Raw genomic sequence first — 12,717 nt, 5'->3', positions numbered from 1 at the left:
TGATCTTCCTTCAGGATGGTTCGGGAAAGTGACGCTACCACGTTGAGCCGTCGGCATGACATTAACGTAGGTAAGACACTGATTACAGGAGAACACCATGACCGCACCCATCCTGATTACCGGCGCCGGCCAACGCATTGGTCTGGCCTTTGCCAGAGCCTGTCTTGACCGCGGCCAGCCCATCATCGTCACCTACCGAACCTATCGACCGGCCATCGACGCGCTGCAGAAGGCGGGAGCAGTGTGTCTCCATGCGGATTTTGCCACGAATGCGGGCATTGATGACTTCATCCAGGCCCTGAAATCCCGGACGGACACGCTACGTGCCATTATCCACAATGCGTCGGACTGGATACCAGAGAGCGAAGACTCCGACCCGGCAGACGTGATGAACGCCATGATGCAGATTCACGTGATGACACCGTACCGGATAAACCTCACGTGCCGGTCGATGCTGGAGCAGGAGGGTTCGACAACCGACATTATCCACATGACCGACTACGTGGTGGAGAAGGGCAGCGCGAAGCATATCGCCTATGCCGCCAGCAAGGCAGCCCTGACTAACCTGACCCTGTCGTTCGCCCGTCTACTGGCGCCCAGGGTCAAGGTGAACGCCGTGGCGCCGTCCCTGATCATGTTCAACCAGGGCGATAGCCAGGCGTATCGGGAGAAAACCCTGAAGAAGTCGCTTATGGGAATAGAACCGGGGGCTGAGGTCGCTGTCGCCACGCTTCAGTTTCTGCTGGACAACCCCTATATCACGGGCCGCACCCTGCCCCTGGATGGTGGGCGCCATCTGGTTTGATCCCGTTAAATGCCCAGCTCGGCCGGCTGGAGTCTCACGCCGGCCACCTTCCAGGCCCCTTCCGTGAGCACCATCCGGTAATAGGCGTCCCATCGCTTGCCCTCCGGCCCCTGCAACCGCACCACCTGGATTTCAAAGGCGCCGTGGGGCACGCGCTGGGTAAACTCGATGGCCGTGGCGTTGTGCACCGCCGGGTAGGCTTCACGAACCATATCGACAAACACCTGTGACGACCCGAATCGACGCTTGATGCCCTCGGAGGCGTGGGCCCAGGCCTGCTCCTCGTCGTTGTTCGCAAACGCTTCGATCTGGCGCAGGATGGTGTCGCGGATTTCTGCGTCTTTGTCACTGGCCACAGACTGTGGGGACCCGAGAACCGCGAAGCCAATGAAAGCCAGAAGCACGGGAATCAGCCACTTTCCGGAAACGATGTGTTGGTGACCCATGATGGCACCTCTCTATTGTTCATCTTTTAAACAATACGGTCGGATCAGGGCTCCGGATTCGCGTTCCGCCAGCCAGCTTACTCTCACCGACGACCCTTCTCCGGCCAGATGATCTTCATCAGGGCCCGACGCTTTGGATCCGGAAAGGCAATAGCGTTGTCGGACCTCGCGATCGACAGGACCTCGCCGAGCATACGAAACAGTTCGATGTTGTCGTGAACACAACGGGGAATGGCCTCATCTCTCAGAAAATGCAGGTAGCGCTCCAGATTCTCTTCATCAGGCCGCCAGTGATCGTCAAAGGCGTTCCGGAACAGGGCCCGGGTGGCAATGGCTCGCCATTCGTCGCGATACCCGGTATCGAGCCTTTCCGGATACACGTACAGGTCTTTGATTTCCTGATCAATTTTTACTTCCACGTGGTCCGGGGGAAACAGCATCCGCATGGCCAGCAGGTCGTAGCTGTCATTCAACTGCTCGTCCACGGCGGCTTTGACCAAATCAATCCTGCTCATAATTGCTCGTTTTATGACCTGTAACGGAAAGCGTTTCGTACTGTTCCTTACGACAATAAACCTGCGGGAGACTTCCCATGCACATGGACACCGGCGAACTGAAAAAACACAAGCACGACACAATTTCTCTGTTGGAGATTGTCTCGATGGAAGGGCGCTATTACATGGCGCGGTTCTATCTGGATGGACAGGGCTACGTTCTGACGGACCCCTACGACAAGCCAGTGATGTTCACCGGAGCCTGCGCGGTGCGAGAACATTTCCACGAATACGAGGTCGAGCGCACCGAGGTGATTCCGCCGACTGGAACCGATGAAATGATTGGTATGCCTGACAGCGGCTCCGAAACCATGCGGGTCCCTCTCTAGGGCCCGCTTGACGTTCCCCTAGCTTCCAGCGAATGAGAGCGAATCCACGAGATCGGCGCCGTTGAACACGGCCCCGTGAAAATCGCTCTCCGGTATCTGATTGAGCGTAAACACGATGGCACTGGCGGCCTGTTCGGCACTCAGGCAATCCCCCGACGCCAGACGATTGGTCAGCCACTCCGCGTGGGGCAGATCTAACTTGCCCGCCTTATCGATATGGCTTCGAATACCCGGCGTATCCACCAGCCCCGGCTGAAAGAGGCTGACAACCGGCCCGCCCGACATGGTGTCGAACTCAACGGACATCTGACGCACCAGCCGACGCAGCGCCATCTTGCTGATCCCGTAGCTGCCCGTTCCGGGTTGCGCATGCTTGTCCATACCCGCACCAATCATCACGATTCGCGACGAGGGATCACTCCCTTTGAGTATCGGTAACAACGATTGGGTGAGCAGCATGGGCGCGGACACGTTCACGGCCAGGGCTTCCTGAAAATCAATGAGCCCAAGGCTGGCAAAATCCGCAGCCGGCTCACCCACGCCAGCGCAATACACAAACGCTGAAAGACGATCTACGGCGTCGCTCACCTGCTGCGCGAGATCACGGGTGCTTTCGGGATCCGCAAGGTCCACTTCCAGCGTCATCACTTCACGGTCGGGCGCCTCCACACGGAGCTTTGTCGCGACCTCCTCCAGCTTTGACACGGTGCGGCCTGCAAGGATCAGGTCGTGGCCTTGAGCAGCAAGTTCCAGGGCCAGGGCCTCCCCAATGCCCGACCCCGCGCCAGTGATCAGTGTCCACATAGTGCTTCTCCCTTTTGCAGATAATTCACGACACCGTTTGTCGCGACGGGCCGTTATGATTTTTGGAGATCAGACGTTTCAGACAGTCCGCATCTGTGGTCACATACGGTAACCTGTGGCAACAGGATTGAACTGCACACCAGACAAGGAAATTCATGGCCGCACTCTCCACCGAGCCCACCGAGCAACGCGCCAGGATCGAACCCGGGTTTCACGCGATCCACGCCAACCATCTGGAAGACTTGCGCCGGGCCGTTGTCTACATCTGTCGGCACAACCCAATGCCGCCACTGGAGAGCGAGACCTTCCTGGTGCAGAGCAACGGCATTGCCCAGTGGCTGAAGCTTGCGCTGGCGGAGAAGCGCACCGAAGATGGCCTTGAGGGCGGCCTTGGAATTGCTGCCGGTATGGATTTCCTGTTCCCGGCCCGGTTTATCTGGCAAGCCTACCGGGCCGTGCTTCCGGACGGTGAGGTACCGGAACAGTCGCCCTTCGACAAACGGCGGCTGGTGTGGCGGCTGTACCGGTTATTGCCACGTCTGGTGGGGCAGGACGAGGCCTTCACACCCCTGGCCCGGTTTCTGGAAGGTAACGATCCGGACCTGCGCAATTTCCAGCTGGCGGAGAAGGTGGCGGATCTGTTTGACCAGTACCAGGTGTTCCGGGCCGACTGGCTGGCCGCCTGGGAGCAGGGCAAGGACGTGATTATCACGGCCCGGGCCGAGGAAAAGCCTCTGGATGCGGAAACCCGCTGGCAGCCCCTGCTCTGGCGCCGGCTGGTTGAGGATGTGGGCGCAGACGCTCATACCAGCCGCTCGCAGATCCATACCCGGTTCATGGAACAGGGCCAGCGACTTCAGGCGCCGGCCAACCCGTCCCGGCTGCCGACCCGCATTGTCGTCTTTGGCGTCTCCTCACTGCCCCGGCAAGCGTTGGAAGCCCTGTACGTGCTGAGCCGGTTCAGTCAGGTAGTGCTGTGTGTTCACAACCCCTGCCAGTTCTACTGGGCCGACATCATCAGCGACCGGGAGCTACTCACCGCCGAACGTAAACGGGGCAGGACCCATCCGACACTTTCCGCCATTGAGGATCCGGACCAGCTGCACCAGCACGCCAATCCACTGCTGGCCGCCTGGGGCAAGCAGGGCCGGGACTACATCCGGCTGCTGGACGAGTTCGACAACCCGGATCAGTACCGGGGCAGCTTCCAGACTCCGGACCAGAAAATTGATATTTTCTCGGACCATGGCAACCCGGAAGCACCGCGCCTGCTTCATCAGCTGCAGAACGATATCCACAACCTGACGCCCCTTCGGGAAATCCGCCAGCAACAACGACAACTGGATGTTCAGCAGGATCATTCCCTGGCGTTCCACCAGGCCCACAGCCCACAGCGGGAAGTGGAAATTCTGCACGATCAGCTTCTCGCCGCCTTCAACGTCGATCCCACGCTGCGGCCCCGGGACGTGATCGTGATGGTGCCCGATATCAACGTGTACGCGCCCCACATACAGGCCGTATTCGGCCGCTACCAGCCGGGCCGGAAACGCCACATTCCCTTCACCATTTCCGACCAGGGCCAGCGCCACCACGAGCCGGTGCTGATTGCTCTGGAAACCCTGATGTCACTGCCCCGCAGTCGTTTTGCGGTGAGTGAGATCATCAGCCTGCTGGAAGTACCCGGCATACGGGACCGCTTCGGTATCAATGAAGACGAGATCCCCCTGGCCCGTCGCTGGGTCGAGGGCGCCAATATCCGCTGGGGTCTGCACGGCCAGCACCGGGAAAGCCTGGACCTGCCCGCCGAACTGGAACGCAATACCTGGCAATCCGGTCTGCGCTCGATGCTGCTGGGTTATGGCATGGGCGACGATGAGCCCTGGGCCGGTGTGGAACCCTTCGGCGAGATCGGCGGCCTGCAGGCCAGTCTTGCCGGCCGCCTGAACGACTTTGTGCATCAGCTGGAAACCCTCTGGCAAGCGCTTCAGACCCATCGCACACCGGACGAATGGGAACACCTGTTCTCAGAGATGCTCGGGCAGTTCTTCCACAAGGTCGAAGGCAGCGACCTGTTGCTGCTGAACCGTTTCCGCCGCCAGTTGGAGCAGTGGCTGGAAGACGCGCTGGCAGCAGGCCTTGAGGAACAGACCCTGCCCCTGAACATCGTCAAGGATGTGCTGCTGGAGGGGCTGGATGAAGGCGGCCTGAACCAGCGTTTCCTGGCCGGCAAGGTCAACTTCGCCACCCTGATGCCCATGCGGGCAATACCCTTCCGGAAAGTGTGCCTGCTGGGCATGAACGACGGCGACTATCCCCGCTCCCGGCCGCCGGTGGATTTCGATCTCATGGCCCAGGATTACCGCCCGGGGGACCGCTCCCGCCGGGAAGACGATCGCTACCTGTTCCTGGAAGCCCTGTTATCCGCCCGGGCGCAGCTTTACATCAGTTGGGTAGGCCGCAGCATAAAGGATGATTCGGAACGGCCGCCGTCGGTTCTGGTGGGGCAGCTTCAGGATCATCTGGACAGTCTCTGGTCTGTGTCTGGGCAACCCGAAACCAAGGTCATCGAGGCACTGACGACCCAACACCCGTTGCAGCCGTTCAGCCGGAGCTATTTCCCGAAAGCCAACGGGCTGGAGGAGGGTGGAAAGGGGGAAAACAGTTCGCCCCGTCCCCTGGCCGAGGTGTTGGAGGCACGCCGGTTATTCACCTACGAGCGGGAATGGCGCAGTGCCCATGGTGGTGAGGCTGCCGCGCAGACACAGTCGGCACTACCTTACCAGGCGCCCGAAGAGCCCATCAGCCTGAACGATCTGGCGGCTTTCCTGAAAAAACCCATCGACACCTTTTACCAGCGCCGGCTGCAGGTGCGCTTCGAGGATGTCGAAGACGACGACACCGACAACGAGAATTTCGAACTGGACGGCCTGGACCGCTGGCGCCTGGACAACGAGCTGATCCAGGATGGGCTATTGAAAGCCAGCAGCGACGAGGAACTGCACGATCGGTTGCAGGCAACTCTGGACCGCATGGCGCGACGCGGCGACCTGGGTATGGGCGTGACCGAACACCGCCTGCGTTCCGAGCTGGCGGGGCGCTTGCCCGATCTGTTCGAGCGTTACCAGAACGCACTGGCTGACTGGCCGGAAGCGGTTGCTGAACCGCTGCCCTTTGATTACCGGTTTGAAAGCGCCCTGGGTTCGGTGGAAATCGCGGATCTGATCGACAACCTGCGCTGCAATGCCCAGGGAGAGCTGTGCCGGCTGGTGGTGGCCAGTTCCAGCCTGCTGACCGGTTCAGGATCCAGCAAGAAAGTACGCTATGCCAACCTGATGCGGGACTGGCTGATCCATCTGGCAGGCCAGCTCGGCGGTCAACCTTTTGAGACCCTGGTTCTGGGCAAGGAGGAGGGACGGAAATTCCGCTTTGCTCCATTGCATCCAGAGCGGGCCAGACCGTTGTTCGAAACGGTGCTCAGCGGATGGATGGACGCCACCACCCGGGCGCTGCCCATTCACTGCGAGGCCGGCTTTGCCTGGATCACCAGTTTCTACGGCAGCAAAAAGTACGTCGGTGACCATGAACGAGCCATATCAGAGGCGCAGCAGGCCTATTCCATTGCTCTGAAGCGGGATACCGGTTACCTGAGAGGGGCCTTTGAAACACCGGAGCTGCTGATGGCCAGCAGTGAATTCGAAGCCCTGTTGCATCAGCTCTACGTGCCGGTTTGGGAAGCCGAGCAGGACAAATCGGCTGCAGATCAGATCGGAGGCCTGGAATGACCGAGCAGATGACCAACCGGAATCCGAATCTGGATCCCCTGGCACTGACCCTCAACGGCAGTGCCCTGATCGAGGCCAGTGCCGGCACCGGCAAAACCTTTACCATTGCCATTCTGTACGTGCGCCTGGTGCTTGGCCAGGGTCAGTCGCCCGACAGCCCTCTGCAGAACCTGCTGCCTCCCAACCTGCTGGTGGTCACTTTTACCGAGGCCGCTACCAAGGAACTGCGTGACCGTATCCGCACCCGGCTCACCCAGGCCGCCGAGGTGTTTTCTGATGCGCCCGACGAGCCCAATCCGCCCGCGGAAACGGCACTGATCTACCAGCTACGGGATGAAAGCTACCCGGATCCGGCCAGCTGGCCGGAATGCCGAAAGAAGCTGCTATTGGCCGCCGAATGGATGGACGAGGCGGCGGTATCCACCATCCACAGTTTCTGCAACCGCATGCTCAGCGAGCACGCCTTCGACAGCGGCAGCCTGTTCAAACTCACCCTCGAAACCGACCAGAGCGAATTGCTGGACGAGGTCGCCCGGGATTACTGGCGCACCTTTGTCTATCCGCTGCCACCGGCGCTGATGGACGAGGCCCTGAGCCACTGGAAAACCCCCGGGGACCTGCGCCAGGGTGTTCGCAATCTGATTGACGATCCCCTGAGCCTGGGCACACCCCCGGAGAGCGTTCATCAGGCCATCGATCAGGTGGTCCACCGGCGTCTGGAACAGTCACAGTCTCTGAAAGCCCACCCCTGGAGCCAGTGGCGCGATGACGTGATCGAGCTGCTGAACGATCTGAACAAGAGCAAGCGACTCCATGGCGCCAGCAAGAATGCCATGATCAAGGTCTGGGATTTGCTGGTTGCCTGGGCGGAATCGGACGACCTTTTGCCCGAAAAGATCGATAGCGCCGCGGGCTTCAAGAATCAGACGCCCGAAGGGCTCGACAAGATTCTCAAGGGCGATGATTCTGCCCCTCATCACCCGGCCTTTGATGCCATCGGAGCGCTGCTGGATTTCAGCCAGAACCAGCCCAGCGCCAAATCCGACATTCTCCGCCACGCCAGCCACTGGATGGCCGAACGGCTGGAATCGGAAAAGCAAAAACGCTCGGAGATGGGCTTTGACGATCTGCTCACCCGGCTGGACGATGCGCTGCATGGCCCCCGGGGCGACCAGCTGGCCGCGACGATCCGTCGCCAGTTTCCCGTTGCTCTGATTGACGAATTCCAGGACACCGACCCGGTGCAGTACCGGATCTTCGACCGCATCTATAATGTGTCTGGCGGCGATTCCGGTACCTGCCTGCTGATGATCGGGGATCCAAAGCAGGCCATCTACGGCTTCCGGGGTGCTGATATATACACCTACCTGCAGGCCAGGCAGGGCGTGAAAGAGCGGACCTACACACTGGGCAAGAACTTCCGCTCCGCCAAGACCATGGTGGCGGCGGTTAACCGGGTCTTTGACCACAGTGACCAGAACAGCCGGGACGGCGCCTTCCTGTTCGGCAAGGGCGACACCTCACCGCTGCCGTTCCAGGGCGTGGACGCCAACGGTACCAAACGAAGCTGGTCGATTAACGGAGAAGTGCAGCCCAGCCTGGTGTTCTGGACCCACGAATCTGGGGAAGAGGAAGGCGTTGCCAAGGGCGCCGCCAGGGCCGATATGGCAGAAACCTGCGCTAGCGAGATCGCCCGTTTGCTGACCCTGGGCCAGGCCGGGCAGGCCGGTTTTGCCTTACCGGATAATCCGAGCGATCTGGAGCCGGTTGCCCCCAAAGACATCGCGATACTGGTCAACAACCGCAACGAGGCCAGCGCAGTTCGGGACGCCCTGGGCCAGCGGCGTATCAAGAGTGTGTACCTGTCAGACCGCGATTCGGTGCTGACCTCACGGGAATCACAGGAAATCCTCTGCTGGCTTCGGGCATTTGCCGAGCCCCGGCAGCTGGCCTATATCCGCGCGGCCCTGGCTACACCCACCCTCGGTCAGTCCTGGCATGCCATGAATCAGCTTCTCACCGACGAGCTCGTGCTGGAACGGGAAATCGAGCGCTTTATTGGTTACCAGCAGCAATGGCAGAAACAGGGTGTACTGCCCATGCTGCGAACCTTCCTGATGGATTTCGAGGTGCCAGGCCAGTTACTGCAACGCCCTGACGGCGAACGGCGGTTGACCGACATTCTGCACATTGCCGAGTTGCTGCAGCAGGACAGCCTGCAACTGGACGGCGAACATGCCCTGGTGCATCACTACACCCAGATTCTGCGTGCAGCCGACGAGGAAGATGAACACCGTACCCTGCGGCTGGAAAGTGATGCCGGCCTGGTGAAGGTCATCACCGTGCACAAGTCCAAGGGTCTGGAATACCCGCTGGTGTTTCTGCCCTTTGGCACGGCCTTTCGCGCCCAGAGTGAAAAGCAGGCCTTCGTGCGCTATCACAATGAGCAGGGCAGGCTGGTCACGGTATTCGACCCGTCGCCGGACGACGTGGCCAGGGCTGACCGGGAACGCCTAGGTGAGGATATCCGCAAGTTCTACGTAGCCCTGACCCGGGCCCGCTTCGCCACCTGGGTCGGCACGGCGGCCCTGGACAACTGGCAGCAAAGCGGACTGGGCTACCTGATTGGAAGCGAAGGGCAAAGCCGTATCAGCGACTGCCTGGGGAAACTGGCAGAGGGCAGAGCGGAGATCCGGATAACCCCGTTACCGGATCCGGACGATACGCACTACCACGGACCGGCGCCCGAAGCGCTTGGCCCGGCCATGGTCTCTTCCCGTGAGGCCAGAGAGGACTGGTGGATTGCCAGCTACTCCTCCATCGAATACACCGGCATGACCGGCACCGGGATCGCGTTTACCGGTGAGGTGGAAGATGCCCAGACCCAGAACCTGCTGGAAGAAAGCACCCTGGACGAAGAGGAAAACCCGGCTCAAATGGCCAACCAGCGCAACCAGCATAACTTTCCGAAAGGCGCCGGACCCGGCACCTTCCTGCACGAATTGCTGGAATGGTGCACGCAGCAGGGGTTCCAGCGGGTTGTGGATAACCCGCCGCTGCTTCATGAGCAGCTGACCCGGCGCTGCGGCACTCGTGGTTGGAACGAATGGGTGGAGCCGCTGGTGCGCTGGTTGCTGGCATTGATCAGCAAACCATTGAGCCTCGACCGGGCCGGTGCAGAAACCGTCTGCCTGTCGGACCTGACCACCCTGCGCCCGGAACTGGAGTTCTGGTTTGAAAGCCGCAACGTCAGTATCCGGAAACTCGACGAGCTGGTAACGGCGCACACCCTGAATCGCGCGGACCGTCCCCGAGTCGAAGAGACCCGATTCAACGGGATGCTCAAGGGGTTTATCGATCTGGTGTTCGAACACAACGGGCGCTATTACGTGCTGGACTACAAATCCAATACCCTGGGCGAAGACAACAGCGCCTATACCGATCAGGCCATGGGCAACGCCATCCTGGATAAACGCTACGATCTGCAATACGTGCTCTACCTGCTGGCCCTGCACCGGCTGCTGAAAGCCCGTTTGCCGGATTACGACTACGACCGACACATTGGCGGCGCGGTGTATCTGTTCCTGCGAGGCATTGATTCCAGCACAGGTGGCGCCTTCACCGACAAACCGCCCAGAGCCCTGATTGAACAACTGGATGCCCTGTTTGATGGCGAGTCGGTTGCGGAGGTGGCCGCATGAGCCGTTCCCGCTCCCAAACCGGAAAGTCCGACCACCAGATTGATCTGTTCGCGGAGGACATCGCTGCGGAAACGCCGACCATACCCGCTGCCGGTGATACCACCTTCGCTATCAAAGATCTGCTCTCGAGCCCGGATAAAACCGAGTCCCTGCTGCTGCACTGGCAGCAGGCGGAGTGGATCCGCGCGCTGGATGTGGGGTTTGCCCGGCTGATCCGGGAGCTCTCGGAAGAGCAGGGCGAACGCCCGGACCCACTGCTCCTGCTGCTGGCGGCACTGGTCTCCCATCAGGTGGGGCGTGGCCATGTCTGCGTCGATCTGGGCAATCTCCTGGCCGATGCCGGGCATACCCTTTCACTGCCGCCAGAGGAGTCGGTCCAGGAGCCGCTCACCGATTCCGGCACCAGCGAGCCGGACCGTCCCAAGCCCGCCGACGTGCTTGCACTTGTAACGCTGCCGGAATGCTTGAGCATACTGGAAAGCGCCTGCGCCGTAAGTGATGGCTCACATACAACACCCCTGGTGCTGAACGGAACCCGGCTCTATCTGCGCAGATTCTGGCGCTACGAACAACGCATTGCGGCGGGTATCCGGCACCGCCTGGCTTTGCCATCACCCCTGGCAGATCCGGAATCCGGTCCGGCCCGCACCCTGTCTCTCGCTCTGGATACACTGTTCCGGTCGTCAGAACCGGTGGATTACCAGAAACTGGCCTGTGCCCTAGCGGCCCGCAACCATTTCGCCGTGATCACCGGCGGGCCGGGCACCGGCAAGACCACCACCGTGGTCAATCTTCTGGCGGCACTTCAGGCCGTCGCCGGGGAATCCCCCGAACGGGCCGGTCGGAAATACCGGATCCGCCTGGCAGCCCCGACCGGCAAGGCGGCGGCCCGACTGAACGAATCCATCGGTGGTGCAGTGAGCCGGTTACCCCTTGCCGAACTGCCGGGCAACGTGGACCTGAATGATATCCCCACCAGGGTCACTACCCTGCACCGGTTACTGGGCAGCCGGCCGGATACCCGCAAATTCCGCCATAACCGGGACAACCCTTTGCTGGTGGATATCCTGGTGATCGACGAGGCCTCAATGGTGGACGTGGATCTTATGGCGTCGGTGTTTGATGCCTTGCCCGCCAACGCCCAGCTGATCCTGTTGGGCGACAAGGACCAGCTGGCCTCGGTGGACGCCGGTGCGGTACTGGGGGAACTTTGCCAGCGGGCGTTGCTGGCGCATTACACTCCGGAAACTGCCCGGTGGCTGGCCGCCATGGCCGGAAGCGAGATACCGGAGTCACTGGTGGACGAAACCGGCCAACCCATGGATCAGGCCGTGGCCATGCTGCGCAAGAGCTACCGGTTCCGGGAGGACAGCGGTATCCGCGCCTTTGCCGAAGCAGTGAACACTAACGCGCTTGATAACGCCATGTTGCGCCAGATCCGGGAAGCGGAATTCGACGATGTCATTTTGCTTAACGGCCGGTCGAAAAGTGGGGATACGGAAGACACCCTGGACCTGGTGTGTCGACATGCCATCACCGGCTCACCAGAGGCATTCCGAAATGCCGGGCAGGGCCGGCAAGTGAATGGTCAGAGCCTGCCACCACCCGTTGGTTACCGCCATTACCTCGAACGCTTGCAGAATCATGGCCTGAACGAAAGCAGCCCCCGCGAAGACTGGGATGCGATGGCGGTGCAGCTCCTTGAAGCCTTCAGTGACTTCCAAGTGCTCTGTGCCCTGCGCAAGGGCCCCTGGGGCGTGGAAGGCCTGAACGACCGGATCGCAAGGCAGTTACTGGCTGAAAAACTGATTTCGCGGGCCGAGGGCTGGTATGAGGGCCGGCCTGTGCTGATTACCGGCAACGACTACAACCTGGGCCTGATGAACGGCGACATTGGCATTGCCGTCAACGTGCCCTGGGATCGGACCGACACCGGTGAGCCCCGCTATACCCTGCGAGTGGCGTTTCCGGATAGCGACACCGCTGGCGGTATTCGCTGGATCTCGCCCAGTCGTCTGCAGCAGCTGGAAACCGTGTACGCCATGACGGTGCACAAATCCCAGGGTTCGGAGTTCAACCACACCTGCCTGGTCTTGCCGGACCGTTTGAGCCCGGTCCTGACAAAAGAGCTGGTCTATACCGGCATCACCCGCGCCAGAAACTGGTTCAGCCTGATTGCCGGGGACATTCCGGTGCTCAGGGAGGCCGTCTCGCAGCAGGTCTCCAGGGCCTCAGGTTTGGCGCTCGCACTTGTGGAATCTACTGACTAATGGGTATCGCCTCCAGCTACATGTTC

Annotated in this window: 8 protein-coding genes; 5 read left to right on the top strand and 3 right to left on the bottom strand. The window is 60.8% G+C overall.

Annotated features, from left to right (window positions below; translation table 11 throughout):
- Positions 1-97 precede the first annotated feature (97 nt).
- Entirely contained in the window at positions 98-805 is a 708-nt protein-coding gene (gene folM / locus HP15_RS18390) for a dihydromonapterin reductase (RefSeq protein WP_014578851.1), read from the top strand.
- A 5-nt stretch (positions 806-810) separates the two neighbouring features.
- Here the strand turns inward: folM and HP15_RS18385 are convergent, their stop codons facing one another.
- Together HP15_RS18385 and HP15_RS18380 are read right to left on the bottom strand one after the other, a co-directional pair.
- Positions 811-1,251 (bottom strand): DUF4864 domain-containing protein, encoded by a 441-nt coding sequence (locus HP15_RS18385; RefSeq protein ID WP_014578850.1) that lies wholly within the window; start codon positions 1,249-1,251, stop codon positions 811-813.
- 83 nt (positions 1,252-1,334) lie between these two features.
- A complete protein-coding gene (locus HP15_RS18380) occupies positions 1,335-1,766 on the bottom strand; it encodes a hypothetical protein (protein WP_014578849.1) in 432 nt (143 codons plus the stop codon).
- A 77-nt stretch (positions 1,767-1,843) separates the two neighbouring features.
- Between HP15_RS18380 and HP15_RS18375 the strand changes: the two genes are divergently transcribed.
- Positions 1,844-2,134, top strand: a complete 291-nt coding sequence (locus tag HP15_RS18375; protein ID WP_014578848.1) for a DUF6482 family protein — start codon at positions 1,844-1,846, stop codon at positions 2,132-2,134.
- A gap of 18 nt (positions 2,135-2,152) precedes the next feature.
- Here HP15_RS18375 and HP15_RS18370 read toward each other — a convergent pair whose 3' ends face one another.
- Positions 2,153-2,938: an SDR family NAD(P)-dependent oxidoreductase gene (locus HP15_RS18370; protein WP_014578847.1), complete on the bottom strand. Its 786-nt coding sequence runs from the start codon at positions 2,936-2,938 to the stop codon at positions 2,153-2,155.
- Between the two features lie 155 nt (positions 2,939-3,093).
- Here HP15_RS18370 and recC point away from each other — a divergent pair, with 155 nt between their 5' ends.
- Genes recC through recD form a run of 3 tightly spaced genes read left to right on the top strand, consistent with a single transcriptional unit; the run spans position 3,094 to position 12,691 of the window.
- The gene (gene recC / locus HP15_RS18365) at positions 3,094-6,720 is read left to right on the top strand and encodes an exodeoxyribonuclease V subunit gamma (protein ID WP_014578846.1); all 3,627 of its coding nucleotides are present in this window, start codon (positions 3,094-3,096) and stop codon (positions 6,718-6,720) included.
- Complete coding sequence (gene recB / locus HP15_RS18360; protein WP_014578845.1) at positions 6,717-10,421, top strand: exodeoxyribonuclease V subunit beta; 3,705 nt, start codon at positions 6,717-6,719, stop codon at positions 10,419-10,421. Before recC ends, recB begins: the two co-directional genes overlap by 4 nt.
- On the top strand, positions 10,418-12,691 hold the full coding sequence (recD, locus tag HP15_RS18355; RefSeq protein WP_014578844.1) for an exodeoxyribonuclease V subunit alpha: 2,274 nt from the start codon (positions 10,418-10,420) through the stop codon (positions 12,689-12,691). Before recB ends, recD begins: the two co-directional genes overlap by 4 nt.
- The last annotated feature ends 26 nt before the right edge of the window (positions 12,692-12,717 follow it).

The sequence above is a fragment of the Marinobacter adhaerens HP15 genome, from assembly GCF_000166295.1.
Lineage (GTDB): Bacteria > Pseudomonadota > Gammaproteobacteria > Pseudomonadales > Oleiphilaceae > Marinobacter > Marinobacter adhaerens.
This window is presented reverse-complemented; position numbering and strand designations above follow the sequence as displayed.